Origin of the sequence: Paraburkholderia nemoris (assembly GCF_905221015.1) — a bacterium.
Classification (GTDB): domain Bacteria; phylum Pseudomonadota; class Gammaproteobacteria; order Burkholderiales; family Burkholderiaceae; genus Paraburkholderia; species Paraburkholderia nemoris.
The window spans coordinates 323039-342366 of sequence record NZ_CAJNBO010000003.1; the positions used below are offsets into that span (position 1 = coordinate 323039).

17 protein-coding genes and 1 other RNA gene are annotated in these 19328 nt (G+C 62.8%); 6 read left to right on the forward strand and 12 right to left on the reverse strand.

The features are described 5' to 3' along the window. Nucleotide 1: 1 nt before the first annotated feature. The 4 genes from rpoS to surE are packed head-to-tail and all read right to left on the reverse strand — an operon-like array spanning nucleotide 2 to nucleotide 3856. The gene (gene rpoS, locus KHO33_RS06280; protein WP_054039479.1) at nucleotides 2-1072 is read right to left on the reverse strand and encodes an RNA polymerase sigma factor RpoS; all 1071 of its coding nucleotides are present in this window, start codon (nucleotides 1070-1072) and stop codon (nucleotides 2-4) included. A gap of 11 nt (nucleotides 1073-1083) precedes the next feature. Continuing rightward, a complete protein-coding gene (locus tag KHO33_RS06285; RefSeq protein WP_093632652.1) occupies nucleotides 1084-2010 on the reverse strand; it encodes a peptidoglycan DD-metalloendopeptidase family protein in 927 nt (308 codons plus the stop codon). A gap of 5 nt (nucleotides 2011-2015) precedes the next feature. Then, nucleotides 2016-3101: a protein-L-isoaspartate(D-aspartate) O-methyltransferase gene (locus KHO33_RS06290; protein ID WP_200564511.1), complete on the reverse strand. Its 1086-nt coding sequence runs from the start codon at nucleotides 3099-3101 to the stop codon at nucleotides 2016-2018. After that, nucleotides 3098-3856: a 5'/3'-nucleotidase SurE gene (gene surE, locus KHO33_RS06295; RefSeq protein ID WP_054039538.1), complete on the reverse strand. Its 759-nt coding sequence runs from the start codon at nucleotides 3854-3856 to the stop codon at nucleotides 3098-3100. Before surE ends, KHO33_RS06290 begins: the two co-directional genes overlap by 4 nt. 201 nt (nucleotides 3857-4057) lie before the next feature. On the opposite strand from surE, the gene KHO33_RS06300 reads away from it, so the two are divergent. After that, nucleotides 4058-5032 carry an NADPH:quinone oxidoreductase family protein gene (locus tag KHO33_RS06300; RefSeq protein WP_200564510.1) on the forward strand — a complete coding sequence of 325 codons (975 nt, stop codon included), beginning with the start codon at nucleotides 4058-4060 and terminating at the stop codon, nucleotides 5030-5032. 105 nt (nucleotides 5033-5137) lie between these two features. Here KHO33_RS06300 and KHO33_RS06305 read toward each other — a convergent pair whose 3' ends face one another. The 8 genes from KHO33_RS06305 to ffs form a co-directional block, all read right to left on the reverse strand. Then, a complete protein-coding gene (locus KHO33_RS06305; RefSeq protein WP_200564509.1) occupies nucleotides 5138-5962 on the reverse strand; it encodes an ABC transporter permease in 825 nt (274 codons plus the stop codon). Between the two features lie 125 nt (nucleotides 5963-6087). Continuing rightward, nucleotides 6088-6900: an ABC transporter ATP-binding protein gene (locus tag KHO33_RS06310; RefSeq protein ID WP_054039474.1), complete on the reverse strand. Its 813-nt coding sequence runs from the start codon at nucleotides 6898-6900 to the stop codon at nucleotides 6088-6090. A gap of 109 nt (nucleotides 6901-7009) precedes the next feature. Then, on the reverse strand, nucleotides 7010-8047 hold the full coding sequence (locus tag KHO33_RS06315; protein WP_054039472.1) for an ABC transporter substrate-binding protein: 1038 nt from the start codon (nucleotides 8045-8047) through the stop codon (nucleotides 7010-7012). A gap of 46 nt (nucleotides 8048-8093) precedes the next feature. Further along, on the reverse strand, nucleotides 8094-9326 hold the full coding sequence (locus tag KHO33_RS06320; RefSeq protein WP_093632646.1) for a CaiB/BaiF CoA transferase family protein: 1233 nt from the start codon (nucleotides 9324-9326) through the stop codon (nucleotides 8094-8096). Between the two features lie 122 nt (nucleotides 9327-9448). Continuing rightward, nucleotides 9449-10045 carry a recombination mediator RecR gene (gene recR, locus KHO33_RS06325; RefSeq protein WP_063496327.1) on the reverse strand — a complete coding sequence of 199 codons (597 nt, stop codon included), beginning with the start codon at nucleotides 10043-10045 and terminating at the stop codon, nucleotides 9449-9451. Nucleotides 10046-10280: 235 nt separating this feature from the next. Then, nucleotides 10281-10607, reverse strand: a complete 327-nt coding sequence (locus KHO33_RS06330; RefSeq protein ID WP_007182071.1) for a YbaB/EbfC family nucleoid-associated protein — start codon at nucleotides 10605-10607, stop codon at nucleotides 10281-10283. A gap of 63 nt (nucleotides 10608-10670) precedes the next feature. After that, on the reverse strand, nucleotides 10671-13394 hold the full coding sequence (gene dnaX / locus KHO33_RS06335) for a DNA polymerase III subunit gamma/tau (protein WP_200564508.1): 2724 nt from the start codon (nucleotides 13392-13394) through the stop codon (nucleotides 10671-10673). A gap of 205 nt (nucleotides 13395-13599) precedes the next feature. Next, an RNA gene (ffs, locus tag KHO33_RS06340) (signal recognition particle sRNA small type) lies at nucleotides 13600-13698 on the reverse strand. Between the two features lie 444 nt (nucleotides 13699-14142). Between ffs and trxA the strand changes: the two genes are divergently transcribed. From trxA to KHO33_RS06365, 5 genes are all read left to right on the forward strand, one after another. After that, nucleotides 14143-14469: a thioredoxin TrxA gene (gene trxA / locus KHO33_RS06345; RefSeq protein WP_054039468.1), complete on the forward strand. Its 327-nt coding sequence runs from the start codon at nucleotides 14143-14145 to the stop codon at nucleotides 14467-14469. 236 nt (nucleotides 14470-14705) lie between these two features. Next, nucleotides 14706-15974 carry a transcription termination factor Rho gene (rho, locus tag KHO33_RS06350; RefSeq protein ID WP_006048863.1) on the forward strand — a complete coding sequence of 423 codons (1269 nt, stop codon included), beginning with the start codon at nucleotides 14706-14708 and terminating at the stop codon, nucleotides 15972-15974. Between the two features lie 208 nt (nucleotides 15975-16182). Next, nucleotides 16183-16734 carry a MerR family transcriptional regulator gene (locus KHO33_RS06355; RefSeq protein ID WP_054039466.1) on the forward strand — a complete coding sequence of 184 codons (552 nt, stop codon included), beginning with the start codon at nucleotides 16183-16185 and terminating at the stop codon, nucleotides 16732-16734. Continuing rightward, nucleotides 16731-18287 (forward strand): MFS transporter, encoded by a 1557-nt coding sequence (locus KHO33_RS06360; RefSeq protein ID WP_054039464.1) that lies wholly within the window; start codon nucleotides 16731-16733, stop codon nucleotides 18285-18287. Before KHO33_RS06355 ends, KHO33_RS06360 begins: the two co-directional genes overlap by 4 nt. A 15-nt stretch (nucleotides 18288-18302) precedes the next feature. Next, nucleotides 18303-19136, forward strand: coding sequence for a M90 family metallopeptidase (locus KHO33_RS06365; RefSeq protein WP_054039462.1), 834 nt, complete (start codon nucleotides 18303-18305; stop codon nucleotides 19134-19136). The last annotated feature ends 192 nt before the right edge of the window (nucleotides 19137-19328 follow it).

Below are 19328 nucleotides of genomic sequence, written 5' to 3' on the forward strand. Positions count from 1 at the left end.
GTTATAGAACGGCGTCCTTCCGAACACCGTTGGAGGCAAAGAAGCGCTTCAGCCGCACCAGCGCTTCCTGTTGGATCTGGCGCACACGCTCGCGCGTGAGGCCCATTTCATCAGCCAGCTCTTCGAGCGTGGCGGGCTCGATGTGATTCAGCCCGAAGCGACGCTCGATCACATGACGATGCTTGTCCGACAGCCGCGCGAGCCACGCTCGTGTAAGCGTTTCCAGCTCCCGGTGCTGCACTTCGGCATCCGGCGACTGGCTTTGGTCGTCGGACAGCAGGTCGAGCAAGCTGCTCGCCGGGTCGAGATCGAGCGGCGCGTCAAGCGACGCGGTGTGCTCGTTCAGCGCGAGAATGTCGGTAACTTCGTCTGTGGTCTTGCCGGTCAGATAGGCAATGTCGTCGATGCTGGCGTCGCGGCGCTCGGCGGCCTCGCCGGAATTCATCGAATTCTTTTCCAAATGGCGCTTCGCGCGCAGCACCTGATTGAGCTCACGGATCACGTGCACCGGCAAACGCACCGTGCGCGCCTGGTTCATGATCGCGCGTTCGATGCTTTGGCGAATCCACCATGTGGCATAGGTCGAGAAACGGAAGCCGCGCGTGGGATCGAATTTCTCGATGGCGTGCATCAGGCCGAGATTGCCCTCTTCGATCAGATCGAGCAGCGGCACGCCGCGGTTCAGGTAACCCTTTGCGATGCTGACGACGAGCCGCAGATTGCGCTCGATCATCACTTGCCGCGCTTCGAACTCGCCCGCCTTCGCCAGACGCGAATACTTCTGCTCTTCCTCGACCGTCAGGAGCGGCTTGACGCTGATACGATTCAGGTAGTGCTGAATCGTGTCGGCCGTCAGCTCGGCTTGCAGCAGCGCGCGGAAGTCGTCTGCGTCGGCAGGGACTTCGCGGGCCTCGCTGGGTTCTTCCGCGCCGCCCTGACGTTCGTCGAGGTCGCGCTCCTCTGCGATCTCTTCTTCAACTTCCGAAGCGCCGCTTTCCTCCACCGAAGCGGGCGTGACGCGGCTAATCGTCTCAGACTCGGCTTGCGGCAGGCGGCGCTTCGATTTCGGCATGGTCGTATCGCTTATTGCGGCGGCAAATACTTCAGTGGGTCGACAGGTTTACCCTGGCGGCGAACTTCGAAATGCAACATCACGCGGTCGGAATCGCTATTGCCCATCTCGGCGATCTTCTGCCCTTTGGTTACCGCATCTCCCTCTTTTACCATCAAAGCGCGGTTGTGTGCATACGCCGTGAGATAAGTTGCATCATGCTTGATGATAATGAGATTGCCGTAACCACGCAGCCCATTTCCGGCATAAACCACGCGCCCATCCGCAGAAGCCTTAACCGGGTCGCCAGCCGCGCCGCCGATATTAATACCCTTGTTGGTCGAATCGTTGAATGTGCCGAGCATCGGTCCACGCACCGGCCATGAGAACGCCACGTTGCCTGACGCGCCGGCGCTCGAGTCGCTCGCTGCGCCCGGGTTGGCCGGCGGCGTCAGCGAGGCGTTGTTCGCACCCGAACCATAAATCGGCGGCGCCGCGACGCCTGCCGTCGGCGGCGTGCTGCCAAGCGGTGCGCTCTGCACCGCGCCACCGCCGCCAATCGGCGCCGTCGACACGCCCGGCGTCAGCGCGGCGGTGTTCGCGCCTGGCGGCACGACGCGCAGCAACTGATCGACTTCGATCTGATTCGGGTTAGTGAGATTGTTCCACGTCGAAATGTCGCGGTAGTTCTGGCCGTTCTCCAACGCGATCCGATACAGCGTATCGCCCGGCTTCACGCGGTAGTAGCCCGGCGGCGGCGGTCCGAGCGGCACGGCCGGCTGTTGCGCGGCTTGCGTGCCGAGCGCACCGCTGCCGGAACGGTCGACGACCGGCGCCTGATCGAGGCGGGTCGCACAGGCCGACATCAACAGGGACAAGGCGAGCACGCACACGCTACGCTGGGTTACGGTCATAGGGATAGTCAGTCTGGTTCTTTGCATCGCGCGCAACATACTCATCGGTGTCAAATCACTCCGGATTTTAAGGGTACAAAGAAAACGCGATCAAGCCGCGACTCGCGCCACTGCGCGGGTCCGAGGCGTTCGACCAGAGTCAGCACCTGGTTCTGGCCTTCCTGCGAGCCGACCGGCGCGACCAGACGGCCGCCGATCGCGAGTTGTTCAAGTAATGCTTGCGGTACATCGAGTCCTGCTGCGGCGATCACGATCGCGTCGAACGGCGCCGCCGACGGCAACCCCAGGCGACCGTCGCCGTAGTGCAGCCGGATGTTCGGAATGCGCAGCGGACGCAAGTTTGTCTTCGCGCGTTCGGACAGCGGCTTGATGCGTTCGATCGAGTAAACATCGCGCGCGACCTGGCTCAGCACCGCCGCCTGATAGCCGCAACCGGTACCGATTTCGAGCACGGTGTTCAACGCGCGGCCGGCGGCCGCCAGCTCGATCATCCGCGCGACCACGGAGGGCTTGGAGATCGTCTGGTGATGGCCGATCGGCAGCGCGGCATCTTCGTAGGCCTGGGCCGCGAGGCCCGGATCGACGAACATGTGGCGCGGCACCACCGACATCGCATTCAACACGCGCTGATCGGTTACGCCATTCGCACGCAGGCGTTCGACCATCCGTTCGCGAACCCGTTCCGAAGTCAGTGCCAAAGCGCCGTTCAATGCGACGTTCGGCACGGAGGCGCGCTCGTTGAGTTTGGCGGCGGGTTTGTTCACCGGCGCCGGTTTTGGCGCGGCGCGCGCAGGCGACCCTTGCGCGACGGTTGTTGCGTGTGGTTTGGCTTGCGGCTTGGCCTGGGTGCTGACAGCCGGTTTCAGCGTCGGGTTCACCGGCGCCTTGATCGGCGCCTTCGCCTTTGCTTGCGATGTCGCTTGCGGTTGGGTCTGCGCTCTCGCCGGCGACTTCGCCGGAGTCTTCCCCGCAGAGCCAAGCGGCGAGTTCTTCGCCGGTTGCTGGCGTGCGTTCAGCGCCGCGCTCGCGGCAAGTGCCGCTGCGCGCACTTCGCCCGGACGCCCTTCGGGCCGGCGCGGCTCGCGCACCAGGTCCTCGAGACCCAGCGGAAAGCGCTTTGCGCGCTCGCTCGTCATGAAGCGCCGCTACCGGCGCGCGCCCAGTCGCGCGCTGCGGGCAGCATTTGCGTGTGGGTCAGGTCGAGCTGCAACGGCGTGATCGACACCTGGCCGTTGGCGACAGCGTGGAAATCGGTGCCTTCGCTCGCGTCACGCGCGCTGCCCGACGGGCCGATCCAGTAGATCGGTTCGCCGCGCGGGTTGGTCTGGCGGATCACCGGCTGCGACGGATGCCGCTTGCCAAGACGCGTGATATGCCAGCCGTCGAGTTGCTCATACGGCAGGTTCGGAATATTGACGTTCAGGAGCGGATGCCCCGGCAACGGCTGCTTGAGGTAGTGCGCGACGATCTCGGCGGCCACGCGCGCAGCGTCTTCGAGATGCACCCAGTCTTTGTCGACCAGCGAGAAAGCGATGGCCGGCACGCCGAACATGATGCCTTCGGTGGCGGCTGCGACGGTGCCTGAATAGAGCGTGTCCTCGCCCATGTTCTGGCCGTTGTTGATGCCCGAGACAACCAGGTCCGGCGTGTGGTCCAGCATGCCGGTCAGCGCGATGTGCACCGAGTCGGTTGGCGTGCCGTTCACATAGTAGAAACCGTTCGCCGAGCGCAGCACCGAAAGCGGACGCGACAGCGTCAAGGAATTGGACGCGCCGCTGCAGTTCTGCTCGGGGGCCATCACGGTGACGTCCGCGATCGGCTTGAGCGCTTCGTAAAGCGCGGCAAGGCCGGGCGCCAGATAACCGTCGTCATTGCTGAGTAGGATTCGCATCCGGCGATTGTAACCGAGGAAAGAAGGCACGCGAACGACACGGCAGGCCATGCGCGCATCCCATGCAAAGCGCACGCGCCGGGCCCCGCGCCGATGGGTATCGATCGCGCACGAACCGGCTTCGAACAATAAAAACGCACGGTCGTGCGGATTGTTTTACACTCAGAATAGTTGCGAACCCCTGATCGATATGGAGACACGATGCGCGCGATTCGCTGTAATCAGTATGGGCCGCCGGAGAGCCTGGTCGTCGAAAATCTGCCTGACCTCGAGCCGCCGCCCGGCCACGTCGTGATCGACGTCAAGGCCGCGGCCGTCAACTTTCCCGATGTGCTGATCATCGAGAACAAATACCAGTTCAAACCGCCCCTGCCCTTTACGCCCGGCTCGGAAGTCGCGGGCGTCGTGCGCGCAGTCGGCGCCGGTGTAACGCAGTTCAAGCCGGGCTCACGCGTGGTCGCGTTCACCGGCTCGGGCGGCTTTGCCGAGCAGGCGCTGGCGCCGGTCACGGCGTGCGTGCCGCTGGCAGACGGCGTCGACTTCGAGTTGGCCGCCGCGTTCACACTGGCCTATGGCACGTCGCATCACGCGGTGGTCGATCGCGGGCAATTGAAGGCCGGCGAGACGATGCTGGTGTTGGGTGCGGCGGGTGGCGTCGGACTCGCCGCGGTCGAAATCGGCAAGGCGCTCGGCGCACGCGTGATCGCGGCGGCGTCGACCGACGAGAAGCTCGCCACCTGCGTGAAGCACGGCGCCGACGCCACCATCAACTACAGCACCGAAGACCTGCGCGAACGTATCAAGGCGTTGACCGACGGCAAGGGTCCGGACGTGATCTACGATCCGGTCGGCGGTGTGTATGCGGAACCGGCGTTTCGCAGCATCGGCTGGCGCGGGCGTTATCTGGTGGTTGGCTTTGCGAACGGCGAGATCCCGAAGTTGCCGCTCAACTTGACGCTGCTCAAAGGCGCGAGTCTGGTCGGCGTGTTCTGGGGCGACTTTGCGAAACGCGAGCCGCAACATAATCACGCCGCGTTCGAGCAGATGACCGGCTGGATCGGCGCGGGCAAGCTCAAGCCCTATGTGTCGGAACGTTATTCGCTCGAAGACACTGGCCGCGCGTTGCGCGATATGGCGGAGCGCCGAGTAATCGGGAAGATAGTGATTACGCCTTAGGCACCATGCGGTGACGCAGCCGCTCCCTCGAGCGGCAAGAAAACGGAAAACGGCGTGCGGTTCTAAACCGCACGCCGTTTTTGTTGAGCCTTCAGGAATGTGGGGCTACAGCTTTTCCGTATCACCCGACTTCGGCTGCCACTTCATCAGCCGCCGCTCGCCAATCCCGACGATGGCGTCGAGAATCAGCGCGAACGCGGTCAACACCAGAATCCCGGCGAACACCGTATTGATATCGAAAGTGCCTTCGGCTTGCAGAATCAGGTAGCCGACGCCGCGCGCTGAGCCAAGATATTCCCCCACCACCGAACCGACGAACGCGAGGCCCACCGACGTGTGCAGGCTCGAAAACACCCAACTCATCGCACTAGGCAGGTACACAAAACGCAGCAACTGTTTGCGATTCGCGCCGAGCATGCGCGCGTTGGCAAGCACGACCGGGCTCACTTCCTTCACGCCCTGGTAGACGTTGAAGAACACGATAAAGAACACCAGCGTGACGCCCAGCGCCACCTTCGACCAGATGCCGAGGCCAAACCACACGCTGAAGATCGGCGCGAGAATCACGCGCGGCATCGAGTTAGCGGCCTTGATGTACGGATCGAACAGCGCGCTCGCGAGCGGCGACAGTGCAAGCCACAGACCGACGCCGAGCCCGAGCGCAGTGCCGAGCACGAACGCGAGCACCGTTTCGACCAGCGTGATCCACAGGTGCAGATAGATTTCGCCGCCCGTGAACCACTCCCAGATGCGCTGCAGCACCTTCTGCGGCTCGCCGAAGAAGAACGCGGCCTTGTTCGGATCGTCGAAATAGAACGCCGGCAGCAAGGTCGGACTGGTCAGCACGTACCAGAGCACGAAGCACAGCACGAGCAGCAGCCACTGCCAGATCACCAGGTTCGCCCGGTTCGGGCGCAACGTCTTCCACATGACTCGGTTTGCCTTAGACGATTGATCGACGCCAATACTGGACGCAACAAACAGGACTTAACTACGGATATTCGTACGTGCCGTCACTTCGTAACGCAAGTACGCAACGCAACTACGCGCCCTGCTTAAACAGCCGTGAGTTGCTGCTGATAACCCTTGAGCACCTCATCGCGCAGCACGCTCCAGATCTGTGCATGCAACTCGACGAAACGCGGATGCGCACGAATTTCGGCGACGTCGCGCGGACGCGGCAGGTCGATTGTGAATTCGCCGATCGGATGCGTGCCCGGCCCCGCCGACAGCACCACCACGCGGTCGGACATCGAGATCGCTTCGTCGAGATCGTGCGTGATGAACAGCACCGCTTTGCGTTTGGCGGCCCACAGGTCGAGCAACTCATTTTCCATCAGCTGACGTGTCTGGATATCGAGCGCGGAAAACGGCTCGTCCATCAGGATGATGTCCGGATCGAGGATCAGCGTCTGCGCCATCGCGACGCGCTTGCGCATGCCGCCCGACAGTTGATGCGGATAGCGATCGCCGAAACCGCCGAGTCCCACGCGCTTTAACCACTCGTCGGCTTTGCTGCGCGCTTCGGCCGGCGGCACGCCGCGAAACGAGAGCCCGGCCATCACGTTGTCGATAGCCGAGCGCCACGGCATCAGCGCGTCGGCCTGGAACATATAGCCGGCTCGCCGGTTGATGCCCTTGAGCGGTTCGCCGAACACACTGACCGTTCCCGACGACGGCTCCAGCAAACCCGCGCCGACGTTCAGCAAAGTGGATTTGCCACAACCGGTCGGACCGACCACCGAGACGAATTCGCCCGGCGCGATGCGCAAGGTCGTGTCCTTGACCGCTGTATAGCGCTGCGCGCGGTTGTCCCGCGCAGCGAAGGTGCAGGTGATGTTGTCGAGCGCCAGGGCGGCAACGGTCATCGTTCGACTCGCTTCGAAGATCGATTTCGGTTTGTCACGTCGTCATGACGACGGTGGTCGAGGCGAATGCGGCACGTGCTGTCTTTCGCCCCATAGTGACTGACAGCACTCAGGCCTTGACCGTCGTCAGCGCTTTCTTGACGAAGTCGTTGGTCCACGTCTTCGACAGATCGATCGGCTTGCCCTGCACGTTCGGGTCGAACGCCTGCAGGGTTTTCAGGGACGTGGCCGGGCCATCGGCGGGCATCAGACCGTCCGGCGACATGGCTTCCTTCACGTGCTGCCACGCGTCCAGATACACCGCGCGGTCGCCGAGCAGATAGCCTTCCGGCACGGTATTGATCAGCTCGCTGCCGGTCGCCGTTTGCAGCCACTTGAGTGCGCGCACCATTGCATTGGTCAGCGCCTGCGTGGTGTTCGGATTCTTCGTGATGAAGCTCTGCGACGCGTACAGACACCCCGCCGGCATGTCGCCGCCGAACACGCTGCGCGTATCGGCCAACGTGCGCGTGTCCGACACAACGCGAATCTCGCCGGTGCGTTCGAGCTTGGTCATCACCGGGTCGAGATTGGCGATGGCGTCAATCTGGCCCGACTGCAGCGCGGCAATCGCGCCAGCCCCTGCACCCACGCCGATGAACGAAACGTCTTTCGCGGTCAACCCGGCTTTCGCCAGCACGAAACTCGCCATGATCGAGGTCGACGAACCCGGCGCGGTCACGCCGATTTTTTTGCCTTTCAGATCGGCGATCGACTTGTAGTTCGGCATCGCCTTCTTCGACACCGCGAGCACGATCTGCGGGGCACGCCCTTGCAGCACGAATTCGCGGAACGACTGCTTTTGCGCCTGCAACAGCAAGGTGTGTTCGAACGCGCCGGAGACCACATCCGCACTGCCACCCACCGCCGCCTTCAGCGCTTGCGAGCCGCCGGCGAAATCCGAGATTTCGACGTCGAGCCCTTCGTCCTTGAAGTAATTGCGGCGCTCGGCAATCGTGAGCGGCAAGTAATAAAACAGGTTTTTGCCGCCGACTGCGATCGCCACCTTGGTGGTTTCGGGCTTGCCCTGTGCGAAAGCGAACGGCGTGGCGGCGAACGTGGCGCCCGCGAGCGCCGCGCCACCGGCGAGGAAGGTTCTGCGTTGCATGGTCCCTAGTCTCCGAACTTTTGTTGTCTTTTTGCCGCGCGCTCACTTACACAATCTGTTGCGCATGCAACCTTGCAATGTGGTCAGAATCATAACCCAGTGATTGAAGGACTTCATCGGTATGTTCACCCAGTTCCGGGCCTAACCAGCGCGTCTCGCCGGGGGTTTCCGAGAGTTTCGGCGTCACCGACGGCAGCGTGATCTCCTGACCGTCCTGCCATTTGAAGCGCTGGATCATCTGGCGCGCCATGTATTGCGGATCGGTGAACATGTCCGCGACGCTGTAAATCCGGCCGACCGGCACGTCGGCGGCGTTCAGCACGGCGAGCGCTTCGTCGATGGTGCGCGTCGCGAGCCACGCGGCGATCGCGCCGTCGATTTCCTGGGTACGCGGCACGCGGCCGTCGTTGTGCGCGAGAGCCGGATCGTTCGCCAGATCTTCGCGTTCGATAGCGATCATCAGGCGCTTGAAGATCGGATCGCTATTGCCACCGATGACGATGCTGCCGTCGCGGCACGGATAGGTGTTCGACGGCACGATCCCCGGCAGCGACGCGCCGGTGCGCTCGCGCACCATGCCGTACACGCCGTACTCCGGCACCACGCTCTCCATCATGTTGAAAACCGCTTCGTACAACGCGACGTCGACGACCTGCCCCTTGCCGCCATTCACCTGCTTGTGATGCAGCGCCATCAACGCGCCGATCACGCCGTGCAGCGCGGCAATCGAATCGCCGATCGAAATGCCGATGCGCGGCGGCGGCAAATCCGGATAGCCGGTGATATGGCGCAAGCCGCCCATCGATTCGGCGATCGCGCCGAATCCTGGCCGGTCGCGATAAGGTCCGGTCTGGCCGTAGCCGGACAGACGCACCATCACGAGCCCGGGGTTTTCCGCCGACAGAACGTCATAACCGAGCCCGAGCTTCTCCAGCAAACCCGGCCGGAAATTTTCGACGACGATATCGGCTTCTTTCGCCAGACGCCGCACGATCTCCTTGCCCTCTTCGGCTTTCAGATTGATCGTGACGGATTTCTTGTTGCGCGCCTGAACGGCCCACCAAAGCGACGTGCCGCCGACTTCCGGATAAAGCTTGCGCCATTTGCGCAGCGGATCGCCGCCTTTGGGATCTTCGATCTTGATGACGTCGGCGCCGAACTCGCCGAGAAAGCGCGCGGCGAACGGGCCGGCGATCAGCGTGCCGAGCTCGAGTACCTTGACGCCGGCGAGCGGGCCTTTCGGCGTGGCGGTGGCGTTGGGATCGGGATTGACGCTCATGTGTCTCCTCTGTGTTCTGTGCTTGCCTTGGCGCGGCACGGCTGGACGCACCGCGGAGCGGTCCAGCCCGGCGCGTTCAGGTATTGCAGGCGCCGCGGCATGCCGCTGCCGGTCACGTCGTGCTACATCGAGCGGCGGTCGAGCATCGCGCGGGCAATCGTGCCGGCGTCGACATACTCGAGTTCGCCGCCCACCGGCACGCCGCGCGCGAGGCGCGTCACGGCAAGACCGCGCGCCTTGAGCGTCTGCCCCAGGTAATGCGCGGTGGCCTCGCCTTCGTTCGTGAAATTAGTTGCGAGCACGACTTCCTTGACGATGCCATCCGACGCGCGCTTGACCAGGCGGTCGAAATGGATCTCCTTCGGGCCGATGCCGTCGAGCGGGCTGAGCCGCCCCATCAGCACGAAATAGAGGCCGCGATAGGTCATCGTCTGTTCGAGCATGATCTGGTCGGCGGGCGTCTCGACGACGCACAACAACGCGGGATCGCGTTCCTCATCAAGGCAGACCTCGCAGATCTGCGCTTCGGTAAAGGTGTTGCACTTCTCGCAGTGCTGCAGATGTTCAGTCGCGAACAGCAACGAACGGCCGAGCTTCTCGGCGCCGTCGCGATCGTGCTGCATCAGGTGATACGCCATGCGTTGCGCGGATTTAGGCCCGACACCGGGGAGCACGCGCAGCGCTTCGACGAGCGCCGACAAGGCGGAAGGTTGTTTCATGCGGATCGGCGGTGTCGAAGTGGGTGTTGCCCGGTATGGCCCGGTATGCGGGTGGCGATGCGGTTGTTTCTGGTTATTGCTATCAGCTCGGTGACCGACCTGAACTGCACCGATGCGAAACTTGCACGCACCGGGAACTGCGAACCGAGCAGGTATTGGAACGAGCCCGGCTCGCGTATTCAACTCATGCCGCGCTCAAAGCCGCGGCATGAGCCCCTTCTTGCAGCGCCGACGCTCAGAACGGCAGCTTGAAGCCCGGCGGCAGCGGCAGACCCGAGGTCATGCCGCCCATCTTTTCCTGAGCGGTGGCTTCGGCCTTGCGCACGGCGTCGTTGAACGCAGCGGCGACCAGGTCTTCCAGCATGTCCTTGTCGTCGGCGAGCAGGCTCGGATCGATCGATACGCGGCGCACGTCGTTCTTGCAGGTCATCGTCACCTTGACGAGACCGGCGCCCGACTGTCCTTCGACTTCGATCAATGCAAGCTGCTCCTGCATCTTCTTCATGTTTTCCTGCATCTGCTGGGCCTGCTTCATCAGCCCGGCGAGTTGGCCTTTCATCATGGACATGCTCCTTCTTGAAAGCGTGAAATCCGAAAAATCGGGTGCGCCGCACGGCGCGGCGAATCAGTGAGCGGACGGCGCGCCGTTCGGGCCGGCGTCCTGCGTAATCGGGCGGATCGAGCCGGGCACGATGCTCGCGCCGAACTCGCGGATCAGCGACTGCACGAACGGATCGGCGCCGATTTCGCGCTCGGCTTCCTGCTGACGCTGGGCGCGCATGGCTGCGTCGTGCGCGGCCGCGGTGCGGCGCGCCGGGCCGACTTCGACCAGGACGTCGACGTTCTGGCCGAGCTTTTCCGCGAGCGCGACTTTCAGTTTAGCGACCTGCGAGGCTTCCGCGTATTGCGGCACAGGCACGTTCAGTTTCAGCGTGCTGCCTTCGAGCGCCATCAGTTCGCTGTTGAAGGCGAGCTGATACGAAATACCCTTGAGCGGCAGGTCGACGGCGAGCGCGGGCCAGTCGCCCTGGAAACCCAGCGGATCGAGCGGCACGGCGGGCGGCAACGGCCGCTTGTCGACTACAGGTGCGGGGGCCGACGCAGGCGTGGCGTTCACGCGAACGTCGTCGGGTCCGCTGTCGAACACCGGCATGTAGTTGTCGTCCGGCAGGCCGTAATAGCCTTCGTCCGCGGCCGTGAGCGGCATGTATTCATCCGGCGGCATGTCGTCCCACGGTGCGCTCGACGAGCCGTTCTGCTCCTGGGCTTGCGGCGACGGCGCACGTGCCGCCGGAGCGGCGTCCTGTTGCGGCGCGCGGCGCGGGGCGCCCGGTGTCGGCACATTGACGACCACGCGGGGGGCGGCGGGCTTAGGCGTGGCTGGGGCTGCTGCGGGTTTGGCGGTGGAGGCTGCTGATGTAGCGCGGCCACGGTCCGACGACACTTTCAGGCCGGCGCTGCGCAATACATTGAGCGCGTCGCTCGCGCCGCCTGCGCGGCGCGGCGGGATATCGGCTGCGGGCTGCGATTCTTGCGATGTTCTCGCGGGTGCGGCCTCTTCTGCCCGCGCGGACGCGGCAGCGGCCGGGGCAGTGAGCGGAGACGCGGGCGCCGATTCCTGAGGCACGGCGGCAGCGGGTGCTTCGTTCCAGGCTGGCTCGGTGGGCGCGTCGTCCCACGGTGCCAAGGCCGGTGCATTTGCTGCTTTCGTTGCTGCTTTCGTTGCTGCGGTCGATTCGGCCGCTTCGGTCACCGGCACAGCCGCTACTTTTGTTGCTGTGATAATTTCCGTCGCTTCGGCCGCCGGTGCCGAGGACATCGCTTCGGGCATCGGTGCCGCTTGGGGCACGCTCGTGTCCGCAGGTGCAGGTGCCGAATCGCTCAGAACCGGTTCGGCGGGCGCTTCTTCCTGCCACGGCGCTAAAGCCGATGCGGCGGTGACGTCAGGCGCCGTGCTCGCTTCGCCAGAAGCTGGCGAGGATACAGACTTGGAAACAATCGGCGCCTCACCAATAGCTGGTTTCAGCGCGTCAACACTTTCACCAGGCTCCGCCGACGCCACGTGCTGCGTATCCGGCATCGCAGGCTTCGCTTCCGCCACGGGATTTGCCGAACGCACCGGCACGGCGGCGGCCGCGTCAACCGCACGCGACGACGCCACCGCCTGTTGCGCAGCGACTGCCGGCGAGCCGGTGCGTTTAGCGCCACCCGCCCCCGCCGGCCCTGCCGCTCGCGCCGCAGCCGCGCCGCCCCCACCACCAGTGGGCGCGGGCTCGAACGCCAGCATGCGCAACAGCGTCATCGTGAAACCGGCGTATTCGTCAGGCGCGAGACCCAGTTCGCTTCGGCCGATGGTCGCAATCTGATAGAACAACTGCACCTGCTCGGCGCTCAGCGCTTCCGCAAAACGACGCAGATCACCCGCTTCCGGCCACTCGTCCAACACCGACGACGGCGCAAACTGCGCCCACGCGATTCGGTGCAACAGGCTCGCCAGATCCTGCAACGCCGTCGAAAACGACAGGCTGCGCAACGCCATCTCGTCCGCGACCGACAGCACGGCGGCGCCGTCGCCATCGGCAAGCGCGTCGAGCAGGCGAATCAGATAGCTTTGATCGAGCGCGCCGAGCATGCCGCGCACCGCTTCTTCATTCACCTGATTGGCCGAATAGGCAATCGCCTGGTCGGTCAGCGAGAGCGCGTCGCGCATCGAGCCGTCGGCCGCGCGCGCGAGCAGGCGCAATGCCTGGGCGTCGAACGGCACCTTCTCTTCGCCAAGAATGTGCTCGAGATGCGACACGATGTGCCCGGCCGGCATCTGCTTCAGATTGAACTGCAGACAGCGCGACAGCACCGTGACCGGAATCTTCTGCGGATCGGTGGTAGCAAGAATGAATTTGACGTGCGAAGGCGGCTCTTCCAGCGTCTTCAACATCGCGTTGAAAGCGTGGTTGGTCAGCATGTGCACTTCGTCGATCATGTAGACCTTGAAGCGCGCGTCGACCGGCGCGTAAACCGCACGCTCCAGCAGCGCCGCCATTTCGTCGACACCGCGGTTACTCGCCGCGTCCATCTCGACATAATCGACAAAACGGCCCTCATCGATCTCGCGGCACGCGCGGCACACGCCGCACGGCGTGGAGGTCACGCCGGTTTCGCAATTCAGCGCCTTGGCGAAGATGCGCGACAGCGTGGTTTTGCCGACGCCGCGAGTGCCGGTAAACAGATAGGCATGATGCAGACGGCCACCGTCGAGCGCGTGCGTGAGCGCGCGCACCACGTGCTCCTGTCCGACGAGCGAAGCGAAATCCTTCGGCCGCCATTTGCGTGCGAGAACTTGATAGGTCATCCGGAAATTGTATCAGTAACGATGGCGCGCAAAACCGAATCGAGACGGCGCGCGAACGCGTGTTGCCGCTTCATTGAAACAGGCTAACGGACCGATAGAAAAAATAGATGAAGCGCGCGAGAAATGCCACCGCGGCGTCTGTGAGAGAGCGCTTGGGGTAAACAGAAGATGGGGCGTACGGCAGAGGAAAAACAGAAAAAAGGAAGGTGACGAGCCTGACCCTCGGCACTGGTGGAAAACGGCTGTGGCTGCTTCGTTCCCGACCTGACCAGGTTGACCATCCCTCCATGCGAGGAGGCCCGTCACGAAACATTCTATCACCGCTTGGCCCGTCGCGCGACTGTTAATACGACCAAACCGACATCGACGCGCCGAATCAGGCGCTTCGTACCATATAGACAATCCCCTCGAATGACGCGTCCGGGTCACTTGAGTTTGCGCTGCCCGCCACCAGATAAGCTGCGTCGCGGTTATCAGAACGTAGCGGTGCTTCACCGGCAGCCGTTGGCCCCACTGCCCTTGATGAGTACTATCACCACCGGCAACGCATAGCGAATTAAGCTAAACTCCGGTACGGATGACCCGCAGACGCGAGCTTTCCGCGCATTCCGGAATGGGTCTTTGGACCATTTCAGGCGTGTGCAGGTAAGGCTCCGATTGCGGCAAAGCGAACGGAAGTTTCCCTAGATTTTGACGTATCGTGGCGAGCAATTCAGGCGGGCCTCGAACCGATAGAGGTATTCATACAATGAGCGAATCAATCAAGCATATTAGCGACGCATCGTTCGAACAGGACGTCGTGAAATCCGATAAACCCGTGCTGCTCGATTTCTGGGCTGAATGGTGCGGTCCGTGCAAGATGATCGCGCCGATCCTCGACGAAGTCGCGAAGGATTACGCCGATCGCCTGCAAATCGCCAAGATCAATGTCGACGAACATCAATCGACGCCGGTCAAGTTCGGCGTGCGCGGCATCCCTACGCTGATCCTCTTCAAGAACGGCGCTGTCGCCGCGCAGAAGGTCGGCGCTTTGTCGAAGTCGCAACTCACCGCGTTCCTCGACGGCAACCTGTAAAACGGTCGCCTTGGCGCGCGTGATGCCCTCGGGACCTTCAGGTGCGCTGCTATAGGCGTGTTGTCCAGCGACAACACGCCTAATAAGAAAGATGCCAAACCGTCGTACTGACGGAATTTGGCGTGTGCTATGCTAGAATCCGCAAAACGTCGAAAAGACGTGTAAGTCCTTGAGCGGTTCCGCTCACTCTCCTCCCAGATTTCATTTCGTCGCACCTTCTCCTGCGGGTTCTCCGTATGCATTTATCCGAGCTTAAGACTCTGCACGTGTCCGAATTGATCGAGATGGCCAATGGCCTCGAGATCGAAAGTGCAAACCGCCTGCGCAAGCAGGAATTGATGTTTGCCATTCTAAAAAAACGAGCCAAAACGGGCGACACGATCTTCGGCGACGGCACGCTCGAAGTGCTGCCGGACGGCTTCGGCTTCCTGCGTTCGCCGGAAACCTCATATCTCGCCAGCACGGACGATATTTACATCAGCCCGTCGCAAATCCGCCGCTTCAACCTGCACACGGGCGATACGATCGAAGGCGAAGTGCGCACGCCGAAAGACGGCGAACGCTATTTCGCGCTGGTCAAGGTGGACAAGGTCAATGGCCAGCCGCCGGAAGCCTCGAAGCACAAGATCATGTTCGAAAACCTGACGCCGCTGCACCCGAACAAGGTGCTGCTGCTCGAACGTGAAATGCGTGGCGAAGAAAACGTCACGGGCCGAATCATCGACATGATCGCGCCGATCGGTAAGGGCCAGCGCGGCCTGCTGGTTGCATCGCCGAAGTCCGGTAAGACGGTGATGCTGCAGCACATCGCGCACGCCATCAAGCAGAACCACCCGGATGTCGTGCTGTTCGTGCTGTTGATCGACGAACGCCCGGAAGAAGTGACCGAAATGCAGCGTTCGGTGGCCGGCGAAGTGATCGCCTCCACGTTCGACGAACCGGCTGCGCGTCACGTGCAAGTCGCCGAAATGGTGATCGAAAAAGCCAAGCGCCTCGTCGAAATGAAGAACGACGTGGTGATTCTGCTCGACTCGATCACGCGTCTCGCGCGTGCGTACAACACCGTCGTGCCGGCCTCGGGCAAGGTGCTGACGGGTGGTGTCGACGCCAACGCGCTGCAACGTCCGAAGCGCTTCTTCGGCGCGGCGCGCAATATCGAGGAAGGCGGTTCGCTCACCATCATCGGTACGGCGCTGATCGAAACCGGCAGCCGCATGGACGACGTGATCTACGAAGAGTTCAAGGGCACCGGCAATATGGAAGTGCACCTGGAGCGTCGCCTTGCTGAAAAGCGCGTCTATCCGTCGATCAACCTCAACAAGTCCGGCACGCGCCGTGAAGAACTGCTGATCAAGCCCGAAGTGCTGCAAAAGATCTGGGTGCTGCGCAAGTTCATTCACGACATGGACGAAGTCGAGTCGATGGAATTCCTGCTCGACAAGATTCGCCAGACGAAGAGCAACTCCGAGTTCTTCGACATGATGCGCCGTGGCGGCGGCAGCTAAGGCTTAAGCCCCAAGGCTGCACCAGAAGCAAGCAACCGCACCGCACAAGAAAGCCGCTCGCCGCAAACGAGCGGTTTTTTTTCGTCTGTAGCACCTGCAATGACATACAAGCACCGCGCTCATTCAAATGCAAGCGGCCCTGCCAACCTAAACGTGAACGTACACGTTGCACTATAATGCGGTTAATCTATCCAACCCGCCAACTCCTATGTCAAAGGACTCGCCCACTCTGCTGACCGTGCGAGACGCCGCCGAGCGCCTCGGCGTCACGCCGCGCACGCTGAAATACTACGAGGAGCGAGGCCTCGTTTCGCCTAGCCGGAGCGAAGGCCGTTACCGGCTGTACGACGAAGAAGATCTCAAACGCTTCGGCCGCATTTTGCGTTTGCGCTCACTCGGATTCTCGCTGCATGGCGTCACCGAGATGCTCAAACGCCCACTCGAAGCAGTCGAGGGCGGCCACCGTTACTCGCAGGAATCGCTGCAGCAGATTCGTGACGCCCTCGCGCAACAGGTCAGCGCCCTCGACACGCGCATCGAAGCGATGCGCCGCGAACTCAAGGAAGCACAGAAGCTGCGGACCGAGTTGGCGCCCGATCTCGACTATCTAGAGCGCCGCCTCGCGGGAGAAAACGCCGACGTTCTGCTCGAGCAACGACGCAACGCACGCGCCGCAGCGGCGGCGGGTCCGTCCGCGAAACGCCGGAAGACCCAAGATGAAGCAGCACCCGGCGCCGCAGAGCCAGACAAATCCGCATGAGCGCCACGTCCTCTCGCGTACCGCTGTTTAGTGCCGCGAAACTGCGCGGCGATTTTTTCCCGTGGGTGCTGGCCGTCGTCACCGGCCTCGACTATTTCGACAACGCGATCTTTTCGTTTTTCACCAGCTACATCGCGGGCGGCATCAATGCGTCGCCGGATGAACTGGTATGGGCGTCGAGCGCCTACGCGGTGGCGGCCGTGCTCGGCATCCTGCAGCAGCAATGGTGGGTCGAGCGTTTCGGTTACCGGCGCTACGTCGCCGGCTGCATGCTGCTCTATTCAATGGGCGCGATCGCCGCCACGCTGTGCGAGTCGTCGATCGAACTCGCATTCGCCCGCGGCTTTCAGGGCTACTTCATTGGCCCGATGATGGGCACCTGCCGCATCCTGATCCAGATGAGCTTTACGCCACGGCAGCGACCCGCCGCAACGCGCGCTTTTCTGGTGCTGATCGTGTTGAGCAGTGCGCTCGCTCCGCTGATCGGCGGTCAACTGGTCGCGCATTTCGACTGGCGTGCGCTGTTCGCCTGCACCGCCCCGGTGGGCGTCCTATTTGCCGTCCTTGCCCTGCTCGCTCTGCCCGACACCGGCAACCGTTTGCCGGAAGAACGCGGCGCGGCGCATTTCTGGCCTTACCTGATCTTCGCGTTCGCGCAAGGCGCGCTGCAAATCGTCATGCAACAAGTGCGGTTCCAACTGTTCAGCGCCTCACCGGGACTGATTCTGCTGACGGTCGCGGGCATCGTCGCGCTCGGCTGGTTCGCGTACCAGCAATGGCACCATCCGGCGCCGCTGATGCGTCTGCACGCGCTGCGCGAAAAGGTGTTTCAGGTCGGGCTCGTGCTGTACATGTTCTACTACTACATCTCGACGGTGTTCAGCTATCTGACGTCGCGCTTTCTCGAGAGCGGCCTCGGCTATCCGGTCGAGAATGCCGGGCGACTGGTCGGCGTGACGTCGCTGATTTCGGCGAGCGCCCTGTTCGTCTACCTGCGCTACGCGAAGCTCCTGCCGCGCAAGAAGTGGATCATCGTGCCGGGCTTCGCGGTGGCCGCATTTGCCGCGGCCTGGATGACGCGCATGTCGCCAGGCGTCGGCGAAGCCGCGTTGGTCGTGCCGATGCTGCTGCGCGGCTTGCTGTTACTGTTCATCGTGCTGCCGGTCGCCAATCTGACGTTTAGAATCTTCGCCATTGAAGAATTCACGCACGGCTACCGGCTGAAAAACATCGTGCGGCAACTGACGATCTCGTTCGCGACGGCCTCGGTAATCATCGTCGAACAACATCGGCAGGCGCTGCATCAAGCTCGCCTCGCGGAGTTCGTGAATCCGTACAATCCGTTGTTCCAGAATTCGCTCGCGGCGCTGACCAGCGGCTTCAGCGCCGCCGGCCGCTCGGCGTCCGAGGCGCATTCGCTTGCGATAGTGGAAATCAGCCGGGCGGTTGCGCAACAGGCCAGTTTTCTGGCGTCGCTGGACGGCTTCTACTTTCTGGTTGGCATCGCGATATGCGGCGGCCTGTTCGCCGCGTGGCAAAAACAGATCGACTAAGGGTTTCATCAGGCCATGCTCTCGAAACTCACCCAATGGTTCGGCACGCGCCGCCGCGACCGCGCGCTGCGCGACTACGCGATCGACGACGCGCTTTGGCAGGCCACGCTCGACGGCCTGCCGTTCCTCGCCCACCTCGAGGCGCCGGACCGCGTGCGTCTGCGCGAGCTGACCAGCCTGTTCATCGCGCAAAAAGAATTTTCGACCGCGCACGAGCTCGAGTTGACCGACGCCATGACCGTGGCGATCGCCGCGCAAGCGTGTTTGCCGGTGCTGAACCTGAGCCTCGATCTGTATCGCGGGTGGGTCGGCGTGATCGTCTATCCGGGCGAGTTCGTGATCCGCAAAACGGTCGAAGACGAAGACGGCGTGGTGCACGAGGTCGAGCAGGACGCGAGCGGCGAAGCGTGGGAAGGCGGCCCCGTCATCCTCTCATGGGAAGACGCGCAGATGACGGACGGCTCGGACGCCTACAACGTCGTGATTCACGAATTCGCGCACAAGATCGACATGCTGACCGGCGAGGCGGACGGCCATCCGCCGCTCATGCGGCGCTGGCATGCACCGCTGGATTCACAGGCGTGGGCTGACGTTTTCGATCATGCCTACGACCACTTCTGCGCCAAAGTCGACGCCGTGCCGGAGCGCCGCTGGGCACGCTTCGAACGCGATTCGCTGATCGATCCGTATGCGGCGGACCATCCATCGGAATTTTTTGCCGTTTGCAGCGAGGCGCTGTTCGTCCAGCCGCAGGCCCTCGAGGCGGAGTATCCCGAGCTATACCGCTTGCTGGCTCGGTATTACCGGCAGGATCCGGCGCGGATCGGGCTGGAATTCGCTCCGACCTGAAGCCGCCGCCGCGCAAGCGCCCGCCGGATAAGGGCTGCCGCGCCATTTACCCACTCAGTACGAACCCGTGCGGCGGCACCAGAAACGTGGCGAAAACGAGGCAGGCGGCTGCCAAAAAGCTAGCAGAAAGGTCGTCAAGCGACTGATTTTCTGGCATAATCGCCGTTTTTCGACCATAGGCAAGTGGCTCGC

Excerpts from the sequence above, each read along its gene's own strand:
- KHO33_RS06310 (WP_054039474.1), bottom strand. The coding sequence starts at position 6,900 with ATGACCGTTGCCGCCCTGGCGCTCGACAACATCACCTGCACCTTCGCT.
- KHO33_RS06320 (WP_093632646.1), bottom strand. The coding sequence starts at position 9,326 with ATGAGCGTCAATCCCGATCCCAACGCCACCGCCACGCCGAAAGGCCCG.
- KHO33_RS06360 (WP_054039464.1), top strand. The coding sequence starts at position 16,731 with ATGAGCGCCACGTCCTCTCGCGTACCGCTGTTTAGTGCCGCGAAACTG.
- KHO33_RS06315 (WP_054039472.1), bottom strand. The coding sequence starts at position 8,047 with ATGCAACGCAGAACCTTCCTCGCCGGTGGCGCGGCGCTCGCGGGCGCC.
- KHO33_RS06290 (WP_200564511.1), bottom strand. The coding sequence starts at position 3,101 with ATGACGAGCGAGCGCGCAAAGCGCTTTCCGCTGGGTCTCGAGGACCTG.
- KHO33_RS06305 (WP_200564509.1), bottom strand. The coding sequence starts at position 5,962 with ATGTGGAAGACGTTGCGCCCGAACCGGGCGAACCTGGTGATCTGGCAG.
- KHO33_RS06285 (WP_093632652.1), bottom strand. The coding sequence starts at position 2,010 with ATGAGTATGTTGCGCGCGATGCAAAGAACCAGACTGACTATCCCTATG.
- recR (WP_063496327.1), bottom strand. The coding sequence starts at position 10,045 with ATGAAACAACCTTCCGCCTTGTCGGCGCTCGTCGAAGCGCTGCGCGTG.
- trxA (WP_054039468.1), top strand. The coding sequence starts at position 14,143 with ATGAGCGAATCAATCAAGCATATTAGCGACGCATCGTTCGAACAGGAC.
- dnaX (WP_200564508.1), bottom strand. The coding sequence starts at position 13,394 with ATGACCTATCAAGTTCTCGCACGCAAATGGCGGCCGAAGGATTTCGCT.
- KHO33_RS06365 (WP_054039462.1), top strand. The coding sequence starts at position 18,303 with ATGCTCTCGAAACTCACCCAATGGTTCGGCACGCGCCGCCGCGACCGC.
- KHO33_RS06355 (WP_054039466.1), top strand. The coding sequence starts at position 16,183 with ATGTCAAAGGACTCGCCCACTCTGCTGACCGTGCGAGACGCCGCCGAG.
- rho (WP_006048863.1), top strand. The coding sequence starts at position 14,706 with ATGCATTTATCCGAGCTTAAGACTCTGCACGTGTCCGAATTGATCGAG.
- surE (WP_054039538.1), bottom strand. The coding sequence starts at position 3,856 with ATGCGAATCCTACTCAGCAATGACGACGGTTATCTGGCGCCCGGCCTT.
- rpoS (WP_054039479.1), bottom strand. The coding sequence starts at position 1,072 with ATGCCGAAATCGAAGCGCCGCCTGCCGCAAGCCGAGTCTGAGACGATT.
- KHO33_RS06330 (WP_007182071.1), bottom strand. The coding sequence starts at position 10,607 with ATGATGAAAGGCCAACTCGCCGGGCTGATGAAGCAGGCCCAGCAGATG.
- KHO33_RS06300 (WP_200564510.1), top strand. The coding sequence starts at position 4,058 with ATGCGCGCGATTCGCTGTAATCAGTATGGGCCGCCGGAGAGCCTGGTC.